This is a genomic window from Streptomyces sp. NPDC051018 (assembly GCF_044456085.1).
GTDB lineage: Bacteria > Actinomycetota > Actinomycetes > Streptomycetales > Streptomycetaceae > Streptomyces.
Genome location: NZ_JBITFN010000001.1, coordinates 172874 through 199601 on the forward strand (window position 1 = coordinate 172874; position 26728 = coordinate 199601).

22 protein-coding genes are annotated in these 26728 nt (G+C 71.8%); 6 read left to right on the forward strand and 16 right to left on the reverse strand.

The window, feature by feature from the left end:
• Positions 1–128: 128 nt before the first annotated feature.
• A complete protein-coding gene (locus tag ACIBCM_RS00650; protein ID WP_399238601.1) occupies positions 129–845 on the forward strand; it encodes an ABC transporter ATP-binding protein in 717 nt (238 codons plus the stop codon).
• Positions 842–3169, forward strand: coding sequence for an FtsX-like permease family protein (locus tag ACIBCM_RS00655; RefSeq protein WP_399238603.1), 2328 nt, complete (start codon positions 842–844; stop codon positions 3167–3169). The genes ACIBCM_RS00650 and ACIBCM_RS00655 overlap by 4 nt, the downstream gene beginning before the upstream one ends.
• Before the next feature lie 395 nt (positions 3170–3564).
• Here ACIBCM_RS00655 and fabF read toward each other — a convergent pair whose 3' ends face one another.
• The 5 genes from fabF to ACIBCM_RS00680 all read right to left on the reverse strand — a co-directional run bounded on the left by fabF (position 3565) and on the right by ACIBCM_RS00680 (position 8479).
• Positions 3565–4833 (reverse strand): beta-ketoacyl-ACP synthase II, encoded by a 1269-nt coding sequence (gene fabF / locus ACIBCM_RS00660; protein ID WP_399238605.1) that lies wholly within the window; start codon positions 4831–4833, stop codon positions 3565–3567.
• 87 nt (positions 4834–4920) lie between these two features.
• The gene (locus ACIBCM_RS00665; RefSeq protein WP_389263962.1) at positions 4921–5175 is read right to left on the reverse strand and encodes an acyl carrier protein; all 255 of its coding nucleotides are present in this window, start codon (positions 5173–5175) and stop codon (positions 4921–4923) included.
• A gap of 76 nt (positions 5176–5251) precedes the next feature.
• Entirely contained in the window at positions 5252–6253 is a 1002-nt protein-coding gene (locus ACIBCM_RS00670) for a ketoacyl-ACP synthase III (RefSeq protein WP_399238607.1), read from the reverse strand.
• A 28-nt stretch (positions 6254–6281) separates the two neighbouring features.
• A complete protein-coding gene (locus ACIBCM_RS00675; RefSeq protein WP_399239775.1) occupies positions 6282–7205 on the reverse strand; it encodes an ACP S-malonyltransferase in 924 nt (307 codons plus the stop codon).
• An 89-nt stretch (positions 7206–7294) separates the two neighbouring features.
• Positions 7295–8479, reverse strand: a complete 1185-nt coding sequence (locus tag ACIBCM_RS00680) for a PucR family transcriptional regulator (RefSeq protein ID WP_399238609.1) — start codon at positions 8477–8479, stop codon at positions 7295–7297.
• Between the two features lie 602 nt (positions 8480–9081).
• Between ACIBCM_RS00680 and ACIBCM_RS00685 the strand changes: the two genes are divergently transcribed.
• On the forward strand, positions 9082–9741 hold the full coding sequence (locus ACIBCM_RS00685; protein ID WP_399238611.1) for a pirin family protein: 660 nt from the start codon (positions 9082–9084) through the stop codon (positions 9739–9741).
• On the opposite strand, the gene ACIBCM_RS00690 is transcribed toward ACIBCM_RS00685, so the two are convergent.
• Positions 9733–10554 (reverse strand): serine hydrolase domain-containing protein, encoded by an 822-nt coding sequence (locus ACIBCM_RS00690; protein ID WP_399238613.1) that lies wholly within the window; start codon positions 10552–10554, stop codon positions 9733–9735. The two genes, ACIBCM_RS00685 and ACIBCM_RS00690, sit on opposite strands and share 9 nt — an antisense overlap.
• A gap of 31 nt (positions 10555–10585) precedes the next feature.
• Entirely contained in the window at positions 10586–11047 is a 462-nt protein-coding gene (locus tag ACIBCM_RS00695) for a GNAT family N-acetyltransferase (RefSeq protein ID WP_399238615.1), read from the reverse strand.
• Positions 11048–11150: 103 nt separating this feature from the next.
• On the opposite strand from ACIBCM_RS00695, the gene ACIBCM_RS00700 reads away from it, so the two are divergent.
• Both ACIBCM_RS00700 and ACIBCM_RS00705 read left to right on the forward strand, forming a co-directional pair.
• Positions 11151–11591 carry a MerR family transcriptional regulator gene (locus tag ACIBCM_RS00700; protein WP_399238618.1) on the forward strand — a complete coding sequence of 147 codons (441 nt, stop codon included), beginning with the start codon at positions 11151–11153 and terminating at the stop codon, positions 11589–11591.
• A gap of 58 nt (positions 11592–11649) precedes the next feature.
• Complete coding sequence (locus tag ACIBCM_RS00705; protein WP_399238621.1) at positions 11650–12660, forward strand: aldo/keto reductase; 1011 nt, start codon at positions 11650–11652, stop codon at positions 12658–12660.
• 73 nt (positions 12661–12733) lie between these two features.
• Here ACIBCM_RS00705 and ACIBCM_RS00710 read toward each other — a convergent pair whose 3' ends face one another.
• The 7 genes from ACIBCM_RS00710 to ACIBCM_RS00740 form a co-directional block, all read right to left on the reverse strand.
• Positions 12734–13975, reverse strand: coding sequence for an acyltransferase (locus ACIBCM_RS00710; protein WP_399238623.1), 1242 nt, complete (start codon positions 13973–13975; stop codon positions 12734–12736).
• Positions 13972–15006 carry an alpha/beta hydrolase gene (locus ACIBCM_RS00715; RefSeq protein ID WP_399238626.1) on the reverse strand — a complete coding sequence of 345 codons (1035 nt, stop codon included), beginning with the start codon at positions 15004–15006 and terminating at the stop codon, positions 13972–13974. Before ACIBCM_RS00715 ends, ACIBCM_RS00710 begins: the two co-directional genes overlap by 4 nt.
• Positions 15007–15280: 274 nt before the next feature.
• Positions 15281–15958: a response regulator gene (locus tag ACIBCM_RS00720; RefSeq protein ID WP_399238628.1), complete on the reverse strand. Its 678-nt coding sequence runs from the start codon at positions 15956–15958 to the stop codon at positions 15281–15283.
• A 3-nt stretch (positions 15959–15961) separates the two neighbouring features.
• Positions 15962–17302 carry a sensor histidine kinase gene (locus tag ACIBCM_RS00725; RefSeq protein ID WP_399238630.1) on the reverse strand — a complete coding sequence of 447 codons (1341 nt, stop codon included), beginning with the start codon at positions 17300–17302 and terminating at the stop codon, positions 15962–15964.
• Between the two features lie 295 nt (positions 17303–17597).
• Complete coding sequence (locus tag ACIBCM_RS00730; protein ID WP_399238632.1) at positions 17598–18455, reverse strand: DUF4429 domain-containing protein; 858 nt, start codon at positions 18453–18455, stop codon at positions 17598–17600.
• Positions 18456–18530: 75 nt separating this feature from the next.
• A complete protein-coding gene (locus ACIBCM_RS00735; RefSeq protein WP_399238635.1) occupies positions 18531–19742 on the reverse strand; it encodes an alpha/beta hydrolase in 1212 nt (403 codons plus the stop codon).
• 381 nt (positions 19743–20123) lie between these two features.
• Positions 20124–20765 carry a TetR family transcriptional regulator gene (locus ACIBCM_RS00740; protein ID WP_399238637.1) on the reverse strand — a complete coding sequence of 214 codons (642 nt, stop codon included), beginning with the start codon at positions 20763–20765 and terminating at the stop codon, positions 20124–20126.
• Between the two features lie 185 nt (positions 20766–20950).
• Between ACIBCM_RS00740 and ACIBCM_RS00745 the strand changes: the two genes are divergently transcribed.
• Positions 20951–22558, forward strand: coding sequence for an MFS transporter (locus tag ACIBCM_RS00745; RefSeq protein ID WP_399238639.1), 1608 nt, complete (start codon positions 20951–20953; stop codon positions 22556–22558).
• 62 nt (positions 22559–22620) lie between these two features.
• On the opposite strand, the gene ACIBCM_RS00750 is transcribed toward ACIBCM_RS00745, so the two are convergent.
• Both ACIBCM_RS00750 and aceE read right to left on the reverse strand, forming a co-directional pair.
• A complete protein-coding gene (locus ACIBCM_RS00750; protein WP_399238642.1) occupies positions 22621–23583 on the reverse strand; it encodes a potassium channel family protein in 963 nt (320 codons plus the stop codon).
• An 82-nt stretch (positions 23584–23665) separates the two neighbouring features.
• Positions 23666–26410 carry a pyruvate dehydrogenase (acetyl-transferring), homodimeric type gene (gene aceE, locus ACIBCM_RS00755; RefSeq protein ID WP_399238645.1) on the reverse strand — a complete coding sequence of 915 codons (2745 nt, stop codon included), beginning with the start codon at positions 26408–26410 and terminating at the stop codon, positions 23666–23668.
• Positions 26411–26728 lie beyond the last annotated feature (318 nt).

Genomic DNA, 26728 nt, shown 5'->3' on the forward strand with positions numbered 1-26728 from the left:
TCGCAAATCAGGAGGCCGTCCGCATCGTTCCGCCGGTGCACCGCCGTACATCCCCGGGATGACCCGCCCGCCGTCCTGCATCCCCGGACCGATGCACGGCGGCCCTCCTCCGCTCTAGCGTCACTGCCATGACCAGTGAAGACCGGAACCGGACGACGGAACAGACGGTCGTGCGCCTCGACGGCGTACGGAAGGAGTACGGCGACCAACTCGCGCTCGACGGCGTCACCCTGGAGATCCGGGCGGGTGAGGCGGTCGCCGTGATGGGCCCCTCGGGCTGCGGCAAGTCCACCCTGCTGAACATGATCGCCGGGCTCGACCGGCCCAGCTCGGGCACCGTGACCGTGCACGGTGAGGACCTCGGCGCCCTCAACGAGACCGGGCTCGCCCTCTTCCGGCGCCGCCGGATCGGCATGATCTTCCAGTTCTTCAACCTCATCGACGACCTCACGGCCCTCGACAATGTCGCCCTCGCCGCACAGCTGACCGGTGCCTCGGCCGCCCAGGCCCGGCGCCGCGCCCTCGAACTCCTCGGCGAACTCGGCATCGCCGACCGCCGCAACGCCTACCCCGCCGTCCTCAGCGGCGGCGAACGCCAGCGCGTCGCCGCCGCCCGCGCCCTGATGAACCGCCCCGCCGTACTGCTCGCCGACGAGCCGACCGGCGCTCTCGACAGCCACGCCGGCGAACAGGTCATGGATCTGCTCCTCGACCTCAACCAGATCGGCCAGACACTGCTCCTCGTCACCCACGACGAGCGTATGGCCACCCGGTGCGCCGGCCGGGTCATCAGCCTCGCCGACGGCCGGGTCGCCGGGGAGCGCAGTCTGGAGGGCGCCGCGTGAGCGCCGTCTGGCGGGCCGCACGGGCCACCGTACGACGGCGCAGGGTGCAGACCCTCGTCATCGGCCTCGTCGTGTTCTCCTCCACGATCGCGGTCGTCGTCGCCGTCGGGCTGCTGGAGGCGGTGTCGGCGCCCTTCGACCGCGCCTTCGCCGCCCAGCGCGGTGCGCACTCCGTCGCCGTGTTCGACCCGGCGAGGGCCACCCCCGCGCAACTGGCCCGTACGGCGGACCGCTCCGGTGTCGAGGCCGCCGCCGGGCCCTTCGCCCAGGCGTCGATCACCGTCCCGGAACCCGCGGCCGGGGATACCCGGGTGCCCGGACTGATGCCCGGACCGCTCACCGTGACCGGCCGCGCCGACCCCGGCGGGAAGGTGGACCGGGTCCGTCTGAAGTACGGCCGCTGGGCGACCGCGCCCGGCGAGATCGTGCTGAACCCCCAGGGATTCTTCAGCCGTGAGAGCCTGGGCGAGAAGGTCACCGTTCCGGGCGGCCCCACGTTCACCGTGGTCGGCTTCGCCACCACCCTCAGCCGGTCGGCCGAAGCCTGGGTCACCCCCGCGCAGGCCGAGGCCCTGAAACCGACCGCGCGCGTGATGCTGTACCGCTTCACCGACTCCGCCACCGCGCGGGACGTCCGTGAGGGCCTGGCCACCGCCACGGCGGACCTCCCGGCCCGCTCGCTGACCGGCTCCCAGTCGTATCTCACCGTCAAGAAGGACATCGGCCGCATGGCCACCACCTATCTCCCCTTCCTGACCGGGTTCGGCGTTCTCGGACTGGCCGTGGCGGTCCTCATCGTCGCCAATGTCGTCAGCGGCGCGGTCATCGCGGGCTTCCGCAGGATCGGGGTCCTCAAGGCCCTCGGATTCACCCCCAACCAGGTCGTCGCCGTCCATCTGGTGATGGTCCTCGTGCCGGCGGTCGTCGGCTGCGCGCTCGGTACCGCCGTCGGCGGCATCGCGTCGGTGCCCCTGCTGGATCAGCTCTTCCAGGGGATGGGGAGCGTGGACCTCGCCGTCGCCGTGAGCCCCTGGGTGTACGGCGTCACCCTGCTGGGCATCCCCGGTGTCGTCGCCGTCGCCGCACTCGTTCCGGCCCTGCGCGCCCACGGCCTGTCGGCGGCCCAGGCGATCAGCGCGGGCAGCGCACCGCGTTCCGCGCGGGGCCGCCGGGTCCAGCGCCGGCTCAGCGGAACCCGGCTGCCGCGCTCGGTCAGTCTCGGGCTCGGGATGCCGTTCACCCGTCCCGGGCGCAGCGCCCTGACCCTGTTCGCGGTCGTCCTCGGGGTCACCACGGTGACCCTGGCGACCGGGCTGACCCGCACCGTCTCCGCGTACAACGAGGCGATCCGGGGCGCCGGGAACGCGGACACCGTCGTCCATACCGGCAAGACCGGCTTCGGCGAGAAGGCGCCCCGGCAGGACGACGCCGCGACCGAGGAGCTGCTGCGGTCCCTGCCGGGCGTGGAGGAGGTGATCGCCGACTCCTGGATCGAGCTGCACATCGCCGGGTCCCCGCAGCGCGTCCAGGGGCAGTTCTACCGCGGGGGCACCGAGCTCCTCAGCAGGACGCTGGTGCGGGGCCGCTGGGCGACGGGGCCCGGCGAGATCGTCGCCACCCCGCTCTTCCTGGACAGACGCGGTCTGTCCGTCGGCGACCGCCTCACCCTCACCCTCAAGGGGAAGCGGGCCCCCGTCACCATCGTCGGCAAGACGATCGACGGCGATTCGGACCGCTTCCAGTCGGGGTGGCCCACGCTCGGCCTGCTCGATCCCGGCAACCAGGCCAACCAGTACGAGGTGTGGCTGAAGCCCGGTACGACCACGGGCGCGTTCGGAGCGTCCGTCGCCGCCGCGGATCCCGGGCTCTACCCGCTGGCGACCTCGGAGACGGACTCCAGCACCGTCCTCATCGTCGGGGTCGCCTCCGTCCTGACTCTGCTGCTCGGCAGCGTCGCCGCGCTGGGTGTGTTCAACACGGTCGTCCTCAATACGAGGGAACGCCGCCGGGACCTCGGCATGCTGAAGTCGATCGGTATGACACCACGTCAGGTGGTGGTCATGGTGGTGACGTCCATGGTCGCCCTGGGGGCGGTCGGCGGGGTCCTCGGTGTGCCGCTCGGTATCGCCGTGCACCGGATCGTGGTTCCCGCGATGACGGACGCGGCCGGAGTCGCCCTCCCGGCCTCCATGACCGACGACTGGCCCGTCGCCCTGCTGGGTGTGCTCGTCCTGGCGGGGGTCACCCTCGCGTTCCTCGGCGCGGCGATCCCGGCGAGGTCGGCCGGGCGGCTGACGATCGCGAAGGTCCTCCACAACGAGTAGCCCGGAGGGCCTCCGCCCTGGAGCCACCCCTCCGGCGTCCGGGGCGGGCCCGTGCCGCACGTGACCGCCCGCCGGTGCCTCAGGCCACCTCGTGTTCCCTCAGCACCCGTTTCCCGGCGAACCGTGGTCGTCACCTTCACGGGTCCGGCGGTGTCTTCACGTGTGCCGGGGCGGACGGCCCGGCGGCCGGGGAGGGCTGCCCCGGCCCCCGGTCCCGTACCCGAAGACACCTCCGCGCCCCGGGGATCACCACCGGGGCGCGGGAGGAGGGTTCCGGGCGGTCCTCGGGCCGAAGCCGCGCCGGAGAACGAGAGGTCCGGCCCCTCCCCGGCCCAAGGCGCGCCGGAGGGGCGGGTGCGGCCCCGGGCCGGGACGGGCCCGGGGTCAGGAAACCGTCAGCCGGTCACCGTGCGGAACGCGAGCACCACATTGTGACCGCCGAACCCGAACGAGTTGTTGATCGCCGCGATCGTGCCCTCGGGCAGCGCCCGCGGCTCGTCGCGCACGATGTCCGCGTCGATGTCCGCGTCCAGGTCGTCGACATTGATCGTGGGCGGGGCCACCCGGTGGTACAGCGCCAGCACCGTCGCGACGGTCTCGATCCCGCCCGCGCCACCCAGCAGATGCCCCGTCATCGACTTGGTCGCCGACACCGCGACATGGTCGAGGTCGTCGCCCAGGACCTGACGGAGCGCCTTGACCTCGGCGATGTCCCCCAGAGGGGTGGACGTCGCATGCGCGTTGAGATGGACGACCTCCTCGGGCTTGAGGTCCGTCGTCTCCAGCAGATTGCGCATCGCCGCGGCGATACCGCGTCCCGTCGGCTCGGGCTGCGCGATGTGGTGGCTGTCCGCGGACAGGCCCTGGCCCAGGACCTCGCAGTAGACCTTCGCGCCCCGCCGCTCCGCGTGCTCCGCCGACTCCAGCACCACCACGCCCGCGCCCTCACCGAGGACGAAGCCGTCACGGGCCGTGTCATACGGCCGGGACGCCTTCTCGGGCTCGTCGTTGTTCTTCGACATCGCCATCATGTTGGCGAACGCGGCCACCGGCAGCGGGTGGATCGCCGCCTCGGTCCCGCCCGCGAGAACCACATCGGCACGGCCGGTGCGGATCATCTCGACGGCGTAACCGATCGCCTCGGCGCCCGACGCGCACGCGGAGACCGGAGTGTGCACGCCCGCCTGGGCGTTCACCTCCAGACCCACATTGGCCGACGGGCCGTTCGGCATGAGCATGGGCACCGTGTGCGGGGAGACCCGGCGCGGGCCCTTCTCCTTCAGTACGTCGAACTGGTCGAGGAGAGTCGTTACGCCACCGATGCCGGACGCGATGACCGTGCCCAGCCGCTCCGGCGCGACCGCCGGGTCCTGACCGGCGGGACCGGTGTAACCGGCGTCCGCCCAGGCTTCCTTCGCGGCGATCAGCGCGAACTGGGCCGAACGGTCCAGCTTGCGGGCGACCGGGCGCGGCAGGACCTCGCCCGGGTCGACCGCGGCGGGCGCGGCGATACGGACCGAGAGTTCGGCGAAACGCTCACCTTCGAGGGCCTTGGCTCCCGAACGTCCGGCGAGCAGACCCTCCCAGGTCGATGCGCTGTCGCCACCCAACGGTGTGGTTGCGCCGATACCGGTGACGACCACGGTGCGATTGGTCGAGTTCACAGGAATTCTTTCTCCACGTGTAGGGGGTGCTGAATTGTTCACGGCGCCACCGCCGGGTGGCGACAAGCGCGCCCGGAACCGGGCGTGTTACTTGGCGACCTGGTGCTTCGCGATGTAGTCCGCGGCGTCACCGACGGTCTTGAGGTTCTTGACGTCCTCGTCCGGGATCTTGACGTCGAAGCGCTCTTCGGCGGCGACGACGACCTCGACCATGGACAGGGAGTCGACGTCCAGGTCGTCGGTGAAGGACTTGTCCAGCTGGACGTCCTCGACCGGGATGCCGGCGATCTCGTTCACGATCTCCGCGAGACCTTCGACGATCTCTTCCTGCGTGGCGGCCATGTGGCGCTCCTTCGATTCTGTATCAGAGGGTGTGGCGTCCGGATTGTCCGGCTGCCGGTCCGGAGGATCCGGTTGCCTAGGGGAGGGTAACGACAGTGGCTGCGTAGACGAGACCCGCCCCGAAGCCGATGACGAGCGCCGTGTCGCCGCTCTTGGCCTGCCCGGTCGCCAGAAGCCGCTCCATCGCGAGCGGGATCGAGGCGGCCGAGGTGTTGCCGGTGGTCTCCACGTCCCGGGCGACCGTGACGTGCTCCGGCAGTTTGAGTGTCTTCACCATCGAGTCGATGATCCGCATATTGGCCTGGTGCGGGATGAAGACGTCCAGCTCGTCCGCGGTGATCCCGGCCGCGTCCAGCGCCTGCTGGGCGACCTTCGCCATCTCGAACACGGCCCAGCGGAAGACCGCCTGGCCCTCCTGGGTGATCGCGGGGAACTTCTCCACCGTGCCGTCGCGGTAGTCCGTCCACGGCACGGTCTGCTTGATGGTGTCCGACTTGTCGCCCTCGGAGCCCCAGACGGTCGGGCCGATGTGCGGCTCGCTCGCGGGACCCACGACCACGGCGCCGGCGCCGTCGCCGAACAGGAAGGCCGTCGCCCGGTCCTCCAGATCGGTCAGCTCACTGAGCCGCTCCACGCCGATCACCAGTACGTACTCCGCCGAGCCGTCGACGATCATGCCCTTGGCGAGGGTGAGCGCGTAGCCGAAGCCCGCGCAGCCCGCGGAGATGTCGAACGCCGCCGGCTTGACCGCGCCGATCCTGTCCGCGATCTCGGTGGCCACCGCCGGGGTCTGCTTGAAGTGCGACACGGTGGAGACGATCACACCGCCGATCTGCTGCGGGGTGATCCCCGCGTCGGCGATCGCCTTGCCCGATGCCTCGACGGACATCGCGGCCACGGTCTCCTCGGGGGAGGCCCAGTGACGGGTGGCGATGCCCGAGCGGGAGCGGATCCACTCGTCGGAGGAGTCGATCGTCTCCAGGATGACCTCGTTCGGCACGACCCGGGTGGGCCGGTAGCCGCCGACGCCCTTGATACGAGCGTGCGGAGCGCCCTTGCTGGGCTTGAGTTTCGCCATCTGTACGGCTCTCCTTGTCCGGGCTGCGTCAGGCTGCTGAATGCTCGGCGTACTCGGCGGCGAGGGCGCGGGCCGCGTCGAGATCGTCCGGAGTCTTGAGCGCGAGCGTCCTCACCCCGGGCAGGGCGCGCCGGGCGAGCCCGGTGAGCGTGCCGCCGGGGCAGACCTCGATCAGGGCGGTGACGCCCCGCTCCTGGAACGTCTCCATGCACCGGTCCCAGCGGACCGGGTTCGCCACCTGGCCGACGAGCCGGGCCATGATCTCGTCACCTCCGGTGACAACCGCGCCGTCCTTGTTCGAGATGTACGGCAGTTCGGGGTCGAAGAGCGAGAGCTCCGAGGCCACCTCCGCCAGGGCCCCGATCGCGGGCGCCATGTGGTGGGTGTGGAACGCGCCCGCCACCTTCAGCGCGATGACCCGCGCCTTCTCCGGCCGGTTCGCGTCCAGCGCGGCGAGCTGCTCGGCGGTGCCGGCGGCGACGATCTGGCCGGCGCCGTTCATATTCGCCGCGGTCAGTCCGAGTCCTTCGAGATGCCCCATGACCTGGTCCGGGTCGCCGCCCATCACGGCCGCCATCCCGGTCTCGGTCACGGCCGCCGCCTCGGCCATCGCCAGACCGCGCGTACGGACGAACCTGAGCGCGGCCGTGTCGTCCAGCACACCGGCGAACGCGGCGGCGGTGATCTCACCGACGCTGTGACCGGCGACGGCGCCGGGCTTGAGGTCGCCGAGCGCGGACGCGGACAGCAGACCGGCGGCCACCAGCAGCGGCTGGGCCACGGCCGTGTCCCGGATCTCGTCCGCGTCGGCCTTGGTGCCGTAGTGGGCGAGGTCCAGTCCCACGGCGTCCGACCAGGCCGCGACGCGGTCGGCCGCGCCGGGGAGTTCGAGCCAGGGAGTCAGGAAGCCGGGCGTCTGAGCGCCTTGGCCGGGAGCGACGAGTACGAGCACCCTCACACTCTCTCTTGTATACGGCCCCTGACGCCCGTGGGGACAGGGACGAAGAACCATTGGGGGAATTGTTGGTGTCCGACAAAAGTCTAGGACTGCGGATCTCCGTCGGCCAGGCGCCCGAGGATGAGCGCGATTCGCAGCGTAAAGGCTGAGCGCACATCTGAGGGTGACCAACCGGTGACGTCTGTCACACGTCGCAGCCGGTAGCGCACGGTGTTGGGGTGGACGAAGAGCATGCGCGCCGCGCCTTCGAGACTGCTGGCCTGTTCCAGATAGACACTGAGAGTTTCGAGAAGCGCGGAACCCGCCTCTTCCAGTGGTCTGTAGATCTCCTCCACCAACTGCTCGCGGGCGGCGGGGTCCGCGGCGATGGCGCGCTCCGGGAGGAGATCGTCCGCCAGTACCGGGCGTGGCGCGTCCTGCCAGGCGGAACACGCCTTCAGGCCCGCGGCCGCGGCCCCCGCGGATCTGGTGGCGGCCAGCAGATCGGGCACCACGGGCCCCGCGACGACCGGGCCCGCCGCATACGGGCCGATCAGCGCCTTCGCGACCTGGAGGGGGTTGTCGCTGCCGCCCGCGATGACCACGAGCCGGTCACCGAGGACGCCCGTGAGCACCTGGAGCTTGGCGTGCCGGGCCGCGCGGCGGATCGCCTCCACCGTCAGCTCGCTGTCACCGTCGGGGGCGGTGCCGAGGATGACGCACACATGCTCGGGCGAGTTCCAGCCGAGCGCGGCGGCGCGGGAGACGGCGCCCTCGTCGGCCTCGCCCGACAGCACGGCGTTCACCACCAGTGACTCCAGGCGCGCGTCCCAGGCGCCGCGGGCCTCGGCGGCCTGGGCGTACACCTGGGCGGTCGCGAACGCGATCTCCCGTGCGTACACCAGCAGGGCCTCGCGCAGCACCGCCTCGTCGCCGGGGGCGGCGACCTCCTCGATCGCAGACTCCATGACCTCAATGGTCGTCCGCACCATCTCCACGGTCTGGCGCAGGGTGATCGCACGGGTCAGCTCGCGGGGGGCCGTGCCGAAGACGTCGGTCGAGATGGCCTGCGGGGTTTCCGGATGCCGGAACCACTCCGTGAACGCCGCGATGCCGGCCTGGGCGACCAGACCGATCCACGACCGGTTCTCCGGGGGCATCGCGCGGTACCACGGCAGTGACTCGTCCATGCGCGCGATGGCGTTCGCGGCGAGCCGGCCGGCTGACTGCTCCAGGCGTCGCAGGGTCGCGGGATGCGGGTGGGCGTCGTTCGCTGCAGGTTCGGGCACGGGGACAAGACTGCCTTATCGGGAGGCCGGAACCCATTGGCGGGGTTCCCCCCCACGATCTTCCGTGGGGCGGGGGTGGGGGGTGGGCCCTCGCCCGGGCCGGGGGTTGGGGGGGGGCGGCGGGGCGGGGGGGGGGGGGGGGGGGGGGGGGGGGGGGGGGGCCCGGGGGGGGGGGGCCCCCCCCCCCCCCCCCCCCCCCCCCCGGGCCCCGGGCGCCCCCCCCCCCCCCCGCCCGGGCCGGGGGTTGTCCTCAAGCGCCGGACGGGCTGGGGGGGGCGGTTCGGGGTCCGGTGCCGTGCCCGGTGGCCGTTGCCCCGGCCCGGGGTCCGTCCTCAAACGCCGGACGGGCTGGATTGTGCGGGTCCGTCCTTGGTGTCGGGTGGGGAGGGGTGGGTGGTTTGGGGTGGGGTGTCGTGCCGGGTGGCCGTTGCCCCGGCCCGGGGTTCGTCCTCAAGCGTCGGGTGGGCTGGGTGTGCGGGTTCGTCCTCAAGCGGCGGGCGGGCTGGGTGTGCGGGTTCGTCCTCAAGCGGCGGGCGGGCTGGGGGGTGGGGGTTGGTGGTCGAAGGGCGGGTGGGGGAGAGGGGGAGGGGTAGGTTGGAGGGGTGATCGGGGTGTGGCGGGCAGGGGAGCGGTATCGGGGTGGGGAAGCGCGGGCGGGGGTGGAGACCTGGCACGCCTTCTCCTTCGGGGGGCACTACGACCCGGACAACATTCGCTTCGGCGCCCTGCTCGCCTGCAATGAGGAGCGGCTCGCTCCCGGTGCGGGGTTCGACGAGCATCCGCACAGCCATACGGAGATCGTGACCTGGGTCGTGGAGGGGGAGCTGACGCACCGGGACTCCACCGGGCACGCGACTGTCGTACGGCCGGGGGACGTCCAGCGGCTCAGCTCCGCCGGCGGAGTGCGCCACGCCGAGCGCAACGACGCGCCCGGGCCCCTGGTGTTCGTCCAGATGTGGCTCGCGCCGCTGGAGCCCGGCGGTGAGCCCTCGTACGAGGTCGTCCGGGGGATCGCCGACTCGACCCCGTACGCGCTCCCCGCGGCCGGCGCCGTGCTCCACGTCCGCCGGCTCGCGCCCGGGGAGCGCACCGAGGTTCCGGACGCCGAAGCGGCGTACATCCATGTCGTACGGGGTGAAGTGGCCCTCGCGGGCGAGGAGTTGGGCCCCGGGGACGCCGCGCGGATCACGGACGGCGAGGGGCTGGAGCTGACGGCGGGCCGGGACCGGGCCGAGGTGCTGGTCTGGGAGATGTCAGGCTGAGCCGCGCAGTTCGGCGAGCACCGCGTCCGTGAAGGCGGGCCACGCCTCGATCGCCCACGGCCCGAACGCCCGGTCCGTGAGCGCGACGCACGCAGCCCCCGCGTCCGGGTCGATCCACAGGAACGTGCCCGACTGCCCGAAGTGTCCGAAGGTACGCGGTGAGGACGACGAGCCCGTCCAGTGCGGCGACTTGGCGTCGCGGATCTCGAAGCCGAGGCCCCAGTCGTTCGGGGTCTGGCGGCCGTACCCGGGCAGCAGCCCCGCCAGCCCGGGGTGGACGACCGTCATCGCGTCGAGGACGGTACGCGCGTCCAGCAGCCGGGGCGCCTGCACCTCCGCCGCGAACCGCGCCAGATCGTCCGCGGTCGACACCGCGTCCTTCGCCGGAGAGCCCTCCAGCGAGGTCGCCGTCATCCCCAGCGGCTCCAGCACCGCCTGGTGCAGATACTGCTCGAAGGGGATCTCCGTCGCCTTGGCGACATGGTCGGCGAGCACCTCGAAACCGGCGTTCGAGTAGACCCGGCGGGTACCCGGCGGCGCGCTGACCCGGTGCTCGTCGAAGGCGAGCCCCGAGGTGTGCGCCAGGAGGTGGCGGACCGTGGACCCCTCGGGCCCGGCGGGCTCGTCGAGTTCGACCGCGCCCTCCTCGTACGCCACGAGCACCGCGTACGCCGTCAGAGGCTTGGTCACCGAGGCGAGGGGGAACGGCCGGGAGACCGGTCCCCGGGTGCCGGTGACGGTGCCGTCCGCCCGTACGACGGCCGCCGCGGCGGCCGGCACGGGCCAGTTCTCGATCAGGGCCAGGCTCTGCATGCATCCGAGCCTATGCGACGGACCCGGGCTCTCAGAGGGCGAGGCGCATCGCGGGCTCACGGGTGCGGACGAAGCCGAGCGCCTCGTACAGCGGCTCCCCCTCCGGTGAGGCCCTCAGATCGACCTTGGGCACCTCGCGCTCCCGGAACCAGCCGACCAGCGCCTGCATACAGGCCCGGGAGTACCCCTGACGGCGCATGTCCGGGTCGGTGGCGACGCTGAAGACATGGCCCACCACCCCCCGGGGGTTGCCGGGTCCCGGCAGCGGCCGCTCGATGGAGCCGATGGCACAGGCGGCCAGCCCCCCGGGCCGCTCCACCACGAACGCGGTCAGATTCCCGCCCGGGTCACCGAGCCTCTCCCGCAGCGCCGCGACGGCGAGCGGCTGCCAGCTGACATCGGGGTTCGGGCCGGAGCAGGCGTCCAGCATGATCTTCCGCAGTCGGACCAGTTCTTCGGCGTCCTTCGGGGCGGCTCGGCGTACGAGAGTCATAGCCCGGGAGGTAGTCATAGCCCGGGAGGTTAGGAGCGCCCGGCGGGAGATTCCAGTCCTTTCGCTTGCCTGGAGTGCACTCAAGGGTTTTAGCGTGGAAGACATGACGCTGATCCAGAGCAGCTCCGCGGGGACGGATCTCTGCAAGCCGGTTCCTCCCGCACATCCACGGCCCGAAGGACGGGACCGCTACACGATCAGCGAGGTCGCCGCCTGGACCGGGCTCTCGGCGCACACCCTGCGCTGGTACGAGCGGATCGGGCTGATGCCGCACGTCGACCGGTCGCACACCGGGCAGCGCCGCTTCACCAATCGCGATCTGGACTGGCTCGCGCTCGTCGGCAAGCTCCGGCTGACCGGGATGCCGGTGGCCGACATGGTCCGCTACGCCGAGCTCGTACGGGCCGGCCGGCACACCGCCGGGGAGCGGCGGGAGCTGCTGGAGCGGACCCGGGACGACGTCCTCACCCGTATCGCGGAGCTCCAGGACACCCTGGCCGTACTGGACCACAAGATCGAGCACTACGCGGGCCGCACGCACTGAACGGCCGCACGTCGCACGGCGGCGGCCGGAGAGGGAGCTGACCCTGATGGGACACGGAATGACCACACGTATCGCGGAGGTGCGCCTCGGGGCCGAGGGGCCGCTGGTCGGTGCCCAGGGCCTGGGGTGCATGGGCATGAGCGAGTTCTACGGCGAGACCGACGACCCCGCCGCCCGCGAGACCCTGGAGGCGGCGCTGGAGGCCGGGGTCACCCTGTTCGACACGGCCGACGTGTACGGGCGGGGCGCCAATGAGCGCTTCCTCGCCCCGTTCATCGCACGGCACCGCGACGAGATCACCGTCGCGACGAAGTTCGGCATCGAGCGGACCGACGACGACCACTACCGGGGCGTGCGCAATGACCCGGCGTACATCCGCCGGTCGGTCGACGCGAGCCTCGGGCGGCTCGGCATCGACACCATCGACCTCTACTACATGCACCGCCGCGACCCGGATGTGCCGCTCGCCGAGTCCGTCGGGGCGATGGCCGAACTGGTCACGGCGGGCAAGGTGCGCCATCTCGGGCTGAGCGAGGTCACCGGCCCCGAACTGCGCGAGGCGTACGCGGTGCACCCCATCGCCGCCCTCCAGTCGGAGTGGTCGCTGTTCAGCAGGGACGTGGAGCGCAGCGCGGTGGGCGCGGCGGCCGGGCTGGGCGTCGCCCTCGTCGCGTACTCACCGCTCGGCCGCGGCTTTCTGACCGGGGCGTTCGCCGATGCCGCCAAGGATCTGACGCGGGGCGACTTCCGGGTGTACCAGCCGCGTTTCACCGGCGACAACGCACGGACGAACGCGGCCCTGCTCGACCCGGTGCGCCGGGTCGCGGAGGCGCACGGGGCGACCGTGGGCCAGATCGCCCTGGCGTGGGTGCAGCAGCGGGCCCTGGTCCACTCGCTGACCGTGGTGCCGATCCCGGGTACGCGCAAGGTGAGCCGGCTGAGGGAGAACACCGCAGCCACCCGGCTGACGCTCACCGATGACGAGCTGGCTCTGCTGGAGCCGATCGCCGGGCAGGTGGCGGGGGACCGGTATCCGGACATGTCCTCGACGGCTACGGCGAGGGAGTAGGAGCCCGGGGGCCCGGGACCGGCGGTCGGCCGCCCGGGGACCCTCTCTCGCTGAATGGAACGTTCACTACAATTCATGCCAGCCCCAGAGCGAAGAACGCGAAGGCCGCCGCCAGCACCCCCGCGAGCGCGCGGCGCGCCCTCGCGGCGCCCGTACCCGTCGCCCACGGTGACTCGAAGGCCCGCGTCCGGTGCCCGATCAGCACCAGCAGCCCGGCGAACAGCGGCAGCCACGCGACCCGGGCCGCCACCCAGCCGAGGGTGTCCGGCGCGGTCGTCAGCCCGGGGACCGCGCCCGCGAAGGACGCCGGTACGGCCGCCGCCAGCATCGCGGTCTGGTGCCAGCACAGGATCGTCATCGCGGACAGGTTGATCACCACCACCGGAGCCCACAGCACCGGCCTCGCGAGGAGCTTCGCGAGACGGTCGCGCAGCAGGATCGCCGCGCCGCTCTGCGCGGCGGCGAGGGCCAGCACGAGCAGGGACGGAGGGTGGGAGTTCGTCCGCGCCTCTCCCGGTACGCCCACCATCGACGCCGGGTAGTCGAAGACCGCGAGCAGCAGCGCGAACAGGGCCGTACCGCCGATGAGCAGCGCGAAGCCGTACCGCCTCCAGAGCCTCGCCCGCGCCGGGACGGCCTCCGGGCCGCCGTGCGCGAGGCGGCTCTCGCCCCAGGAGACGCCGAGCTGATACGCGAACAGCCAGCCCGGCAGGATGTTCAGCACACTCAGCCAGGACGGCATGGCGTCAGCGGCGGGCCCGTAGCGGAGCAGGTCGACCAACGCCACCGAACCGAGCAGGGGAGCGGCGGCCCAGACGCCCAGCCGGCGGGCGGCGCGGACGCACCAGGGGGTCAGCGCGGTGACGACCGTGTACACGCCGACGAACCACAGGGGCTGGATGACCAGCGTCGATCCCGTACGCAGAGTGGTGCCCGGTACGCCGAGCGCGTACAGCACGGGGATCAGCACCGCCCACACGGCGGTGACGCCGAGTACGGGCCGGCCGAGGCGGGCGACGCGCTGCCGCAGCCACTGGGCGGTGGATCCCCTGCGGCGGTGGTAGGAGTGGACGGAGGCGTAGCCGCCGACCAGGAAGAAGATCCCCAGCATCTGGAGCACCCAGCTCAGGGGCGCGAAGAAACCGAAGGCGGAGAGCGGGCTGGCGTTGCGCAGCGCGCCGTCCGAGCCCAGTTCGAAGCCGCCGAGCAGCCAGTGCCCGAGGGGCACGGCGAGCAGTGCGAGGGCCCGGAGCCCGTCGATGGCGCGGTCGCGGTGGGCGGGCGTACCCGCTTCGATCCTGTCGGCGAGTTTCACCGGAGGTCCCCCTGGGTGATGGCGGCGAAGGCGTGGAGCGAGTCGGTGCCGGGGGCGAAATAGCCGGTGTGGCCCTCGGCCCGCTCGGCGGGGACCCGCTGGGCGCCGAAGCCCGGCGCGGCGGGGTCGTTGCCGTGACCGAGCCCGAGGAGCCGGACGTTCGGCACCTTGGAGATCCAGTCCGACGGGTCCTTGGCGGCCCAGACCCGGGCGCCCGTCCGCAGGTCGGCGACGGAGCCCGCGCGCATACCGGGGGAGCCGAGGACGACGATGTCGGACGCCTTGACGGCGTCGGCGGCGAGACCGCAGACGACGGAGCCGTAGCTGTGGCAGAACAGGCTCGGCCGGGGTGTTCCCCGTGCCGCGAGGCCCTCGGTGAAGCGGGTGAGCCGCTCGGCGCCCGCCTCCGCGAGCTCCCCCCTGGCCGCGTCCGGGCCGATGCCGACCGGGGTGGTGTACCCGGTCCAGGCGATGACGGCGGTGGCGGACCCGGCGGCGGCCCGCAGGGACTTCGCCATACCGGCCGGGGTGCCGTAGGGGTCGCCGGCGCGGTCGAAGGTCCGGGCGTCGATGTCGGACCCCGGGACGACCACGGCCACATGCCGTGCCCGCTCCAGATCTCCGTACACCTCGACGACCTGGCCCCGGCCGCGGGGGTCGAAGGCCAGGATCTGGCGGCCGGGCCGGGCCAGCCGCTCGTGGGGGGTGCCCCGGAGCGCCAGGGAGTTGGCCTGGTATCGCAGCTTCACGGGGACGCCGTCGAGGTTTCCGACGACCTGGGGGTGCCGGCGGACGAGGTCCTGCCGGGCTCCGGCGCCGAGGCCCGCGAAGAAGGCGGCCACCCGGCCGGGCGCCGCGGTCGCGGGGTCGGGCAGCGCCCGGCCGAGGGAGCGGTCGCCGACCCAGGCGGCCGTGCCGGGCGGCGGACCGGTCACCGGACGCTGGGAGTTGCCCGACGCCCATCCCGTGACCCCGGTGACCACGGTCGTCGTGAACGCGAGCCCGACGACGGTCCTCTTGTACCGGCGCATTCCCGTTCCCCTCCCTCTCGCCCTCGGCGTGACGAGGGGAAGGTAGGGAGCGGGACTGCCCGTGCACGTCACACCGGGGAGCCGTGCCGTATGTGCTACCGGGGTAGGGGGTGGGTGACGGGCGGCGCCTCCGCCGTCCGCGCGCGGGGGGTGCGCGGGGGCCGTGTCCGGGTGGTCATACCGGGTTGGTTACGTCATCGGTGGCGGGCGGACCCGCGGTGAGGGCCCCTCGGCTCCGGCCCGGAGGAACCCCCGGCCGAACCGGGGAGATGCCTTACGCCGTGCCGGGGCGCACCAGCCCCGACTCGTACGCGAAGATCACCGCCTGTGCCCGGTCACGCAGGTCCAGCTTCGCCAGCACCCGCCCGATATGCGTCTTGACGGTCTGCTCGGCGACGATCAGCCGGCCCGCGATCTCCTGGTTCGACAGCCCGCGCGCTATCAGCTCCAGCACCTCCGTCTCCCGTGGGGTGAGCCCCTTCAGCCGGAGGGACGGGTCCTTGCGGGGCGCCGGGCGCTGGGCCGCGAAGTCCGCGATCAGACGGCGTGTCACGGAGGGCGCCAGCAGCGCCTCGCCCGCCGCGACCACCCGGACCGCCGCGATCAGATCCGCCGGGGGCGCGTCCTTCAGCAGAAAGCCCGAGGCGCCCGCGCGCAGCGCCTCGTACACATAGTCGTCCACGTCGAAGGTCGTCAGCATCAGGACCTTCGGGATGTGTACGACTCCCGGCGGCGGGTGCAGGATCGCCCGCGCCGCCGCGAGTCCGTCCATCTCCGGCATCCGGACGTCCATCAGGACCACGTCCGGGTGGGTGGACCGCGCCACCTCCACCCCCGCCCGCCCGTCCGGCGCCTCGCCGACCACATCGATGTCCGTCTGGGCCGAGAGCAGGGCGGCGAATCCGGCCCGGACCATGGCCTGGTCGTCGACGATGATCACGCGGATCGTCACTCGTCATCCTCCGTCGAGGTCGGATTCTGGAACCCGGGGCCGGTTCGGGTCCTCGGGCGTGGTCAGCGGCAGACGCGCGGCCACCCGGAAACCGCCGTCCGGCAGCGGGCCCGTGTCCAGCGTGCCGCCGGTCAACCGTACGCGTTCACGCATCCCGACGAGCCCGTGGCCGGTGCCCGCCGACTCCAGCGGAGGGCCCGGCGGACTCGCCGTGTCCGCCGGGCCGTTGACCACGACCACCGTCAGATGGGTGCCGTCGGAGGTGAGGGAGACCCGTGTCGTCGCGCCCGGGGCGTGCCGCACCACGTTCGCCAGCGCCTCCTGCACGATCCGGTACGCGGACAGGTCCACGGTCTGCGGCACCGGCGCCCCGTCCACGCTCAGCGACAACTCCGCGGGCACCCCCGCCCGTACGGTCGCCTCCACCAACTGCTGCACCCGCGCGATCCCGGGCTGCGGGGCCAGTTCCCCGTCCGTCTCCTCGCTCCTGAGCACCGACAGCAGCCGCCGCATCTCCGTCAGCGACTCGCGCGCGCTCGCCGCGATCGCCCCGAACTCCTCGCGCGCCCCGGCCGGCAGCCCCTGGATCCGGTACGGCGCCGAGTCCGCCTGCACGGTGATCACGGACATGTGGTGGGCGACGACGTCGTGCAGCTCGCGCGCGATCCGCGTCCGCTCCTCCAGCAAGGTGCGCCGGGCCCGCTCCGCCTCGCTGATGGTCTCCTGAGCGTCCAGCCTCCGCTGGACGTCGCCCCGCTCCCGCAAGGCGCCCGTGACGGCCAGGATCGCTCCGGACAGGGTGAACAGCAGAACCCAGACCCCGTCGCTGAGATCCGAACGGATCATCTCGAACAGTACGCTCGCCGCGCCCGTCGCCAGCCAGACGGCCACCAGCGTGCGGCGTGACTCCCGCAGCCCGAGCAGGGCCATCAGCAGCAGGTAGCCGACGACGACCATCGGCGTCCACGGCCAGGACCGCCCGGCGGCCCCCTCCGCACCGTTGATCATCGCGGCCGCGCCGATCACATCCGCGGCGAACACGATCCACCAGGCCTGGAGGGGCCGCGTCAGCGCCAGCAACAACGGTGCGGTCTGGGCGACGGCCAGCCCCCCGGCCGCGGGCCCGGATATCCCGTAATCCTGGGACAGCACGGTCACGGTGACGGGCAGCAGCACGGCGATGGCCGCGAACACCACAACATAGGGCAGCCGCCGGAGCCAGGGGTTCCGTGCAGAGGCCAGAACGGCGGTGGGGGGATGGGACGGCGTACGGAGGGCGTGGGCGAGGAGGCGCAACTGCTCGCGGCCGGACTGCCAGAGGGGAGGCTGGGGTGACTGCGACATAGGACAGCCAGGGTAGGCATCCCCGCGGGGCGGTGGCGTCATCCTCCCGGCAGGGGTGGGGGTGTCATACCTGGGTATGACACCCCGCGCGCCGGCCCGCCCGGACCGGCTCCCGGGCAACGGTCCCGTTCGACGGCTTCCGGACAGCGGCTCCCGGCCAGGCGCCCCGCACGACGGCTTCCGCCCGGGGTGAACCGCGGGCGCGCGCACGACCCTCGTACGGCCCCCGCCGCCGGGCGCCCCGCCGCCGGGCGCCCCGCCGCCGGGCGCCCCGGCGGCGGGGGAGGCGGCGGCGCTACAGCTCCGACAGCAGCTCCGCCTTCTTCGAGCTGAACTCCTCGTCCGTCACCAGTCCCGCCTGATGCAGCTCCCCGAGGTGCCGGATCCGCTCGGCGATGTCCGCGGGGTCCCGCCGCCCGGAGCGCAGGGCCATCACCGGAGCCGCTCCGGACTTCTGTACGGACTCCAGTACGGCCGCCGCGAACGGCAGGGACTCGTGGACGGGACCGTTGCGCAGCCCGAACAGCACCGCGGCCGGGTCCTGATCGGCCTTGGCGGGGCGGGTGTCGTCCCCCGAGCGGCGCAGCAGCCGCAGATATCCGTCGAGCGCCTCAGGGGTACGCCACTCGACACCGCTCAGCTCGGCCACCGCGAAACTCTGGTCGCCCGCCTTCCACTTGGCGGAGGAGGCGCCGGTCCACGACCAGCGGAAGTCCACCCGCCTGCCGTCGAACGACGCCTTGCCGTCGTACGCCTTGAAGTTCAGCGGCGGGCTGGGCGCGGCCACGGTGTACCGCGCGGCCGGCTGGTCCGCGTCCGGGGGGAGCGCTGCCCGCAACTCGTCCCGGTAGTACTCGGCCAGGGTGTCCCGTTCGGCGGGCAGCACCAGCCGGTACGGGTCGCTCTCTTCCCTCAGCTGTCCGGCGGCCGCCTCCATCAGCGGATCCGCGCCGGGTCTGGGTGCCGCGTGCAGCACCACGGTGCCCCGCTTGCCCGGGGTGAGTGTCACCGACGCCAACGCCTCGTGGGGGATGCGGCGTTCGCGGAGCGCCTGGAAGAGCTTCGGCGTGCGGTGCCCCCGTTCAAAGCGGATGAGCACGGAGTCGGACTCGAACTCCCATGTGGCTTGAATTCCCGCCAGTACATCACCCATACGCATCATCGTAGGCGGCGGGCGCCCGCGCGTCGCCCCTTGGCGCTGAGCCCGCCCGGCGAAGTTCTACGCGCGTCAGGCCGCCGCTTCTCCGGAAATATCGCTGCGGCACGTGTCGTCCTCGCCCGCGCAGCTCACGCCGTCGTAGGCCCCGACGCCTATTTCCGCGAGGTTGATGAGGCTCTCCGTTCCTGGCTCGAAGTAGCCGGTGTGGCCGATTGCGCCCGCCGCCGACATCCGGCGCGCGCCGAAGGCGCGGGACATCGGGTCCTCGCCGTGTCCGAGCCCGCCGACCTCCAGATGCGGCACGTCCTCGATCCAGTCGTCGCTGTCGCGCATCGCCCAGACGCGGGCGCGGGCGTCCAGCCCGGCGACGTTCCCGGCGCGCATGCCCGGGCTGCCCGCCACGGCGATATCGGTCACCCGCCCGGTGAGCCGGCGTGCGGCGACTCCGCAGAGAACGGAGCCGTAACTGTGGCATATCAGGGCGATTTCGGATGTTCCCGGCAGTGCGGCGGTGAGCGCGGCCAGCCGCACCGAACCGTTCTCCGCGAGCCGCCCGGTCGCCGAGTCCATACCGAGTCCCACGGGCGCGGTGTAGTCGGCCCAGGCGATGACTGCGGTACGGGTACGGGGGGAGGCGGCCCGCTCGGCGGCGTACAGCGACTGGGCCATGCCGACGGGCGCGGTGTGCTCGCGCGTCGAACGCTCGAAGGTGAGGAGATGGGTGTCCACCCCGGGCACGATCACGGAGACCCGTTCGGCGGTGTCGAGGTCGCCGAGCACCTCGGCGACCTTGCCGGAGCCGGACGGGTCGAACGCGAGGATCTGCCGTCCGGGGCTCATCAGCGCCCGGTACCGGTGTATGCGGCGCACCGCGTCACGCAGGCCGTCCGGGCTGAGCAGGGCGGCGGCAACACGCCCCCGCTCGTGCTTGAGCGCCCGGACGAGGGCGGTGCGGTTGGCGCGGTAACGCAGGGCGACCGGGGCGCCGTTGAGGTTGCCGACCACATGGGGGAAGCGGTCGGCGAGCCGGGTGCGGTGGTACTGGCCGATGGACGCGAAGAACGCGGCCGTGCGGTGCGCGGGTGCGTCGGGGCGGGGGAGCGGCCGGGTGCCGATGTGCGCTTTCCGCCAGCCCGCCAGCTCGGCGTCGAAGACCCCGCGCGGGCCGCCGCCGTGACGTACGGCCGTCCAGCCGGTCGTCGCCAGCATGATGAACACGACCGCCAGGGCGAGCAGAGCGCGCCAGACGGTGATGGTGGGGGAGGGTTCGAAGGAAGTCACTGCGGAACACCCTAGGAGACCTCCCCCCTCCCCCGTGCCCGCCGTGAGCCAACTCACCCCACCCGCCCCCCGGGGGCCGGGCAGCGGCACATTCCAGCCTGTCCGGCGTTTGAGGACGGACTTCGGCCTGGGGTGGGGGTTGCTTGGCGTGGCCGTTGGGTGGGAGCGCGATTCCCGGTCTGTCCGGCGCCCGGGGGCCGGGCAGCGGCACATTCCAGCCTGTCCGGCGTTTGAGGACGGACTTCGGCCCGGGGTGGGGGTTGCTTGGCGTGGCCGGTGGGCGGGAGCGCGAAACCCCAGCCCGTCCGGCGTTTGAGGACGGACCTCGCGGCGGCCACCGGCGCACCCAGAGGGCACCCGCACCCACCGCCCCGCCCCACCTCAACCGTTCCGCCAGTCCCCCGCCAACGCCGCCCCCAGGTGCTCCAGATAGTCCGCCGTGAGATCCCGGATCGCGTCCGCGCTGACGTCCTCGCCCTGACCCCAGACCCGGCCCGCCACCCGCATCACCCCGCTGAACGCGGCCACGGCCACCCGCGGCCGGGGGTCCGTGTCGATGTCGAGGCCCTCGCGGTCGGCGATGAGCCGGGCGATCTTCTCCTCCAGTTCCGTGCTGCGTCGCAGATGCACGGCCAGCAGCGCCGGGGTGGATTCGATCACCAGATAGGCGCGCATATGCAGTTCGAGGGGGATGATCTCCTCGATCGCCTCACCGATCGTGTCCCACGCCGCCAGCACCGCTCGCCGCATCGCCTCGAACGGCGGCTCGTGGGCCGGACGTTCGCGTACCGCCTCCACGAAGTGGGACTCGATCAGCGTCTGGATGGTGAAGGCGACCTCCTCCTTGCTGGCGAAGTACCGGAAGAAGGTCCGCTGCGAGACGTCCGCCGCCTCGGCGATCTCATCGACCGTGGTCTGCTCGTAGCCCTTGCCGATGAACAGCTCCAGCGCCGCGCGCGCCAGATCGTTGCGGGTCCGCTGCTTCTTCCGCTCCCGCAGCCCGGCGGCCGGCTCGACCGTCACTACATGGCCTCACTTCATGAACTACTGGCGCTGTGCGCAGGGCGTGAACCGCCGATGGTGGTGGCACGAAATGTGCGGTGTTCCGGTCACATCGACATGGCCCAGCGTACCTGTGACCCACATGACAGTTACCGACTAGTGAAATGGTTTGTCAACTGTCAGTAGCTGACATTAGCCTCTTGCGCATGACTAGTCAGACCACCATCGAAAAGACGCCGAAGGATCCGCAGGACTCCTTTCAGGCCCCGGCCAAGGGGCTCCGCGGCCACCCATGGCTGACGCTCTTCGCCGTGGCCATCGGCGTGATGATGGTCGCCCTGGACGGCACGATCGTGGCGATCGCGAACCCGGCGATCGCCAGCGACCTCGATGCCACGCTGGCCGATGTCCAGTGGATCAGTCACGGCTACTTCCTCGCGCTCGCCGTCACCCTGATCACCGCGGGGAAGCTGGGTGACCGTTTCGGCCACCGCCAGACCTTCCTCATCGGTGTCGTCGGCTTCGCCGCCACATCCGCCGCCATCGGCCTCTCCGGCAGTATCGCCATGGTCGTCACCTTCCGGGTGGGCCAGGGCCTGTTCGGCGCGCTGCTGATGCCCGCCGCGCTCGGACTGCTGCGCGCGAGCTTCCCGGCCGAGAAGCTGAACATGGCGATCGGCATCTGGGGCATGGTGATCGGTGCCTCGACCGCGGGCGGCCCGATCGTCGGCGGTCTGCTGGTCGAGCACGTCAGCTGGCAGTCCGTGTTCTTCATCAACGTCCCCGTGGGCATCATCGCCCTCACCCTCGGTCTGGTGATCCTCAAGGACCACCGCGCCAAGAACGCGCCCAAGTCCTTCGACATCCCGGGCATCCTGCTTCTTTCGGGCGCCATGTTCTGCCTCGTCTGGGCGCTGATCAAGGCCGCCGAGTGGGGCTGGGGCGACGGGAAGACCCTGGGCTTCATCGGTGCGTCGGTGGTCGCCTTCGCCCTGTTCGCCATCTGGGAGACCAAGGTCGCCGAGCCGCTCATCCCGCTGAAGCTGTTCCGCTCGGTTCCGCTGTCCGCCGGTGTGGTGCTGATGGTGCTCATGGCGATCGGCTTCATGGGCGGTCTGTTCTTCGTCACCTTCTATCTCCAGAACGTGCACGGGCTGAGCCCGGTCGACGCCGGACTCCATCTGCTGCCCCTCACCGGAATGATGATCGTCGGCTCCCCGCTGGCCGGTGCCGTGATCACCAAGATGGGGCCGAGGATTCCCCTGGCGGCCGGCATGACCTTCACCACGGTCGCGCTGTTCGGCATGTCCACCCTGGAGCCCGGCACGGGCAGCCTGACGATGTCGATCTGGTTCGCCCTGCTCGGGCTGGGTCTCGCGCCGGTCATGGTGGGCGCGACCGAGGTCATCGTGGGCAACGCCCCCATGGAACTGTCCGGGGTCGCGGGTGGTCTCCAGCAGGCCGCCATGCAGATCGGCGGCAGCCTGGGAACGGCGGTCCTCGGTGCGGTGATGGCCGCCAAGGTCGACAGCGACCTCGCGGACAACTGGACCCGTGCGGGGCTTCCGCCGCTGCCCCCCGAGCAGTTGGAGGGTGCGACCAAGGCCGTCGAGGTCGGGGTGCCCCCGGTGGCGGAGGGGACTCCGGCCGAGGTCGTCGCCAAGATCACCGATGTCGCGCACGAGACCTTCGTGTCGGGGATGGGCCTGGCCTGTCTCGTCGCCGCGGGCATCTCGGCCGTCGCCATCCTGATCGCCCTGCTGACCAAGCGCGGTGAGAACGCCGAGGCGGGCGCGGGCGCGGCCCATATCTGAGCCCGCACGGAGCCGAGCGGGCCCGTTCAGGGTCCGCGGCTGTGCCGAGGGCCCCACCGGGATCACCCGGTGGGGCCCTCGGCCTGTCGACTGCCGGGATCCGAGCCCTCCACCCCGGCCCCGGCGGCCACCGGAACCGCATCGTCCCCACCGGCCCCGGGAACACGCGCCCCACCGACCTCGGGCACACCCGCCCCGGCGGCCCCCGGGTCACCCGCCCCGGCCGCCACACTCCCCAGCGCCTCCGCCGGAACAGCACCCGCCGGGGCTCCCGCCTCCGCCGGAACAGCACCCGCCGGGGCCAGCGCCGCCATCTGCTCCCGCAGCGCCTTCACCTCCGCCGTGAGGGCCTCCAGGAGGGCCGTCTGCCGCCGCTCCTCCGCGTCGTCGCGCTCGAAGCGGGCGATGAACCAGGCCGCGATGTTCGCGGTCACCACACCCAGCAGCGCAATGCCCGAGATCATCAGCCCGACCGCCAGTATCCGGCCGAGCCCGGTCGTCGGCGCGTGGTCGCCGTAACCGACCGTCGTCATCGTGGTGAAGGACCACCACACCGCGTCGCCGAGCGTCTTGATGTTGCCCCCGGGCGCGTCCCGCTCGACATGGAGCACGGCCAGTGAGCCGAACATCATCAGCCCCACCACCGCGCCCCCGACATACGTCGTGAGCGTGATCTGCGGGGCCATCCGGGCCCGCCGGCCCACCAGCAGCAGCGTGGCGACGATCCTCAGCAGCCGCAGCGGCTGTATCAGCGGCAGGAGCACCGCGAGCAGGTCCAGGGGGTGCTTGCGCACGAACAGCCACCGGGAGGGGGCCAGTGTCAGCCGTACGAGATAGTCCGCCGCGAAGGAGCCCCACACCACCCATTCGGTGAGCGTGCACAGCCGGTGCACCCACGCTTCCGCGTCCGGCGCCACGATGGGGACGGCGTAGGCGGCGCCGAACGCCACGGCGAGCACCAGCAGTGGCGTCTGCATCCGCTCTTCCCACCGGACCTGTGCTGTTCGCTGCTTCATGCCGTGCATCGTAGAGACGCCCGTGCACCGCGAAGACGCCGAAGGGCGGCGGAACCCCGTCGGTCCCACCGCCCCCGTCAACCGTGCGCGGTTACGCGTCGCCGCCCGCGGGCCCCGGGTCGGCCGCCGCCACATCGAGCAGCTGGTACCGGTCCACGGCCTGCTTCAGCGCCGAACGGTCGACCTTGCCCTCCCGCGCCAGCTCGGTCAGCACCGCCAGCACGATCGACTGCGCGTCGATGTGGAACCAGCGGCGGGCCGCACCGCGTGTGTCGGCGAAGCCGAAGCCGTCCGCGCCCAGGGAGCCGTACGTCCCGGGCACCCAGCGCGAGATCTGGTCCGGTACCGAGCGCATCCAGTCGGACACGGCCACGAACGGTCCCTCGGCGCCGCTCAGCTTGCGGGTGACATACGGAACGCGCTGCTCCTCCTCCGGGTGGAGCAGATTGAACTCCTCCACCTCGACGGCCTCACGGCGCAGCTCGTTCCAGGAGGTCGCCGACCAGACGTCGGCCCGTACGTTCCACTCCTCGGCGAGGATCCGCTGGGCCTCCACGGCCCAGGGCACGGCCACGCCGGAGGCCATGATCTGTGCCGGGATCGCGCCCGCCTCGGCCGCCCTGAAGCGGTAAATGCCCTTGAGGATGCCCTCGACGTCCACGTTCTCCGGCTCGGCCGGGTGCTGGATCGGCTCGTTGTAGACGGTCAGGTAGTAGAAGACGTCCGCGCTCTCGCCGGGGCGTGCCTCTCCGTACATCCGGCGCAGACCGTCCTTGACGATATGCGCGATCTCGAAGCCGAAGGCGGGGTCGTACGCGACACAGCCCGGGTTCGTGGAGGCGAGCAGCTGGGAGTGGCCGTCCGCGTGCTGGAGTCCCTCGCCGGTCAGCGTGGTCCGCCCGGCGGTGGCGCCCAGCACGAAGCCGCGCGCGAGCTGGTCCGCCATCTGCCAGAACTGGTCGCCGGTGCGCTGGAAGCCGAACATCGAGTAGAAGACGTACACCGGGATCAGCGGCTCGCCGTGGGTGGCGTACGCCGAGCCCGCGGCGATCAGGGAGGCCGTGCAACCCGCCTCGGAGATGCCGTCGTGGAGCATCTGCCCGGTCGGCGACTCCTTGTAGGCGAGGAGCAGATCGCGGTCCACGGCCTCGTACTGCTGGCCCAGCGGGTTGTAGATCTTCGCGCTCGGGAAGAACGAGTCCATACCGAAGGTGCGGTACTCGTCGGGCGCGATCAGGACGAAGCGCCTGCCGATCTCCTTGTCCCGCATGAGGTCCTTGAGCAGCCGGACGAACGCCATGGTGGTGGCGATCGACTGCTGGCCGGAGCCCTTGCGCACCGCCGCGTACGTCTTGTCCTCCGGCAGCGGCAGCGGCTTGGCGCGCACGACACGGGTGGGCACATAGCCGCCCAGCGCCTTGCGGCGGTCGTGCATGTACTGGATCTCCTCCGAGTCACGGCCCGGGTGGTAGTACGGCGGCAGGCCGCCCTCCAGCTGCGCGTCCGGGATCGGGATGTGGAGGCGGTCGCGGAAGCCCTTGAGGTCGTCGACCGTCAGCTTCTTCATCTGGTGGGTCGCGTTGCGGCCCTCGAAGTTCGGGCCGAGGGTCCAGCCCTTGACGGTCTGGGCGAGCACCACCGTCGGCTGGCCCTTGTGCTGCTTGGCCGCCTGGAAGGCCGCGTACACCTTGCGGTGGTCGTGGCCGCCGCGCCCGAGGTGCAGGATCTGCTCGTCGGTCATCTTCTCGACCATGGCCCGCAGCCGCTGGTCGCCGCCGAAGAAGTGCTCGCGGATGTAGGCGCCGGTCTCGGTGGCGTACGTCTGGAACTGGCCGTCGGGCGTGGTGTTCAGCTTGTTCACCAGCAGGCCGTCGCGGTCCTGGGCGAGCAGCGGGTCCCAGGAGCGGTCCCAGACGAGCTTGATGACATTCCAGCCGGCCCCCCGGAACTGGGACTCCAGCTCCTGGATGATCTTGCCGTTGCCGCGCACCGGGCCGTCGAGGCGCTGGAGGTTGCAGTTGACCACGAAGGTGAGGTTGTCCAGACCCTCACGGGCGGCGATGGAGAGCTGGCCGAGGGACTCGGGCTCGTCCATCTCGCCGTCGCCGAGGAAGGCCCACACATGGGAGGCGGAGGTGTCGGCGATACCGCGCGCCTCCAGATAGCGGTTCATCCGGGCCTGGTAGATCGCGCCGAGGGGGCCGAGGCCCATGGAGACGGTCGGGAACTCCCAGAAGTCCGGCATCAGCCGGGGGTGCGGGTAGCTGGAGAGCCCGTGGGGCGCCTTGGACTTCTCCTGGCGGAAGGCGTCGAGCCGGCTCTCGCTCAGCCGGTCGAGCAGAAAGGCGCGGGCGTAGATTCCGGGCGAGGCATGGCCCTGGAAGAAGATCTGGTCGCCGCCGTCGCCGTGGTCCTTGCCGCGGAAGAAGTGGTTGAAGCCCACGTCGTAGAGGGAGGCGGAGGAGGCGAAGGTGGCGATGTGGCCGCCGACGCCGATACCGGGACGCTGGGCGCGGGAGACCATCACCGCGGCGTTCCAGCGGGTCGCGTTGAGGACCTTGCGCTCGACCTCCTCATTGCCGGGGAAGAAGGGCTCGTCCTTGGTGGCGATGGTGTTCACGTAGTCCGTGCTGCGCATCTCGGGCACGGCCACGCGGCGCTCGCGGGCCCGCTCGATGAGCCTGAGCATCAGATAGCGGGCCCGCTCCCGGCCCCGTGTGTCGACGGCGCCGTCGAGGGAGTCCAGCCACTCCTTGGTCTCTTCGGGATCGAAATCCGGGACCTGGCTGGGAAGGCCGCCAATGATGATCGGGTTGCGATCTGATCCGGAAGCCACGCTGTTCCTTCGCTGTTCGGAGCGTTCGAAATCCGGAGAATCCGATGCGCTCTTGGGGAGTTGCCGGGCGGTGACGCACCGCCTCCATCGTGTACCTCGGGGAGGGAAACGTCATCTCTACCGGGGGGTAACCCGTGATGTCGCAGGCATCCCGGCACCGCCTCGGTGACAGGACGGTCCAAATCGCAACCTTACGCCCATCGCGGCAGGGCGTTCCGTCTGGGTGTTCGGTTCAGAAGGGGGAGGCGAGTGGACGTAAAGTGGCAAACACGGCTTAAAGGTGTGCCACACGGCATGAGCCAGGGCCGAGCGTGTCAG

Bases quoted from the DNA above. Each gene is read 5' to 3' on its own strand.
- ACIBCM_RS00705 (WP_399238621.1), top strand. From the start codon at position 11,650: ATGACCACACGTATCGCGGAGGTGCGCCTCGGGGCCGAGGGGCCGCTG.
- ACIBCM_RS00700 (WP_399238618.1), top strand. From the start codon at position 11,151: ATGACGCTGATCCAGAGCAGCTCCGCGGGGACGGATCTCTGCAAGCCG.
- ACIBCM_RS00690 (WP_399238613.1), bottom strand. From the start codon at position 10,554: ATGCAGAGCCTGGCCCTGATCGAGAACTGGCCCGTGCCGGCCGCCGCG.
- ACIBCM_RS00665 (WP_389263962.1), bottom strand. From the start codon at position 5,175: ATGGCCGCCACGCAGGAAGAGATCGTCGAAGGTCTCGCGGAGATCGTG.
- ACIBCM_RS00715 (WP_399238626.1), bottom strand. From the start codon at position 15,006: ATGCGCCGGTACAAGAGGACCGTCGTCGGGCTCGCGTTCACGACGACC.
- ACIBCM_RS00750 (WP_399238642.1), bottom strand. From the start codon at position 23,583: ATGCACGGCATGAAGCAGCGAACAGCACAGGTCCGGTGGGAAGAGCGG.
- ACIBCM_RS00650 (WP_399238601.1), top strand. From the start codon at position 129: ATGACCAGTGAAGACCGGAACCGGACGACGGAACAGACGGTCGTGCGC.
- ACIBCM_RS00730 (WP_399238632.1), bottom strand. From the start codon at position 18,455: ATGGGTGATGTACTGGCGGGAATTCAAGCCACATGGGAGTTCGAGTCC.
- ACIBCM_RS00695 (WP_399238615.1), bottom strand. From the start codon at position 11,047: ATGACTCTCGTACGCCGAGCCGCCCCGAAGGACGCCGAAGAACTGGTC.
- ACIBCM_RS00745 (WP_399238639.1), top strand. From the start codon at position 20,951: ATGACTAGTCAGACCACCATCGAAAAGACGCCGAAGGATCCGCAGGAC.
- ACIBCM_RS00725 (WP_399238630.1), bottom strand. From the start codon at position 17,302: ATGTCGCAGTCACCCCAGCCTCCCCTCTGGCAGTCCGGCCGCGAGCAG.
- ACIBCM_RS00670 (WP_399238607.1), bottom strand. From the start codon at position 6,253: ATGGCGAAACTCAAGCCCAGCAAGGGCGCTCCGCACGCTCGTATCAAG.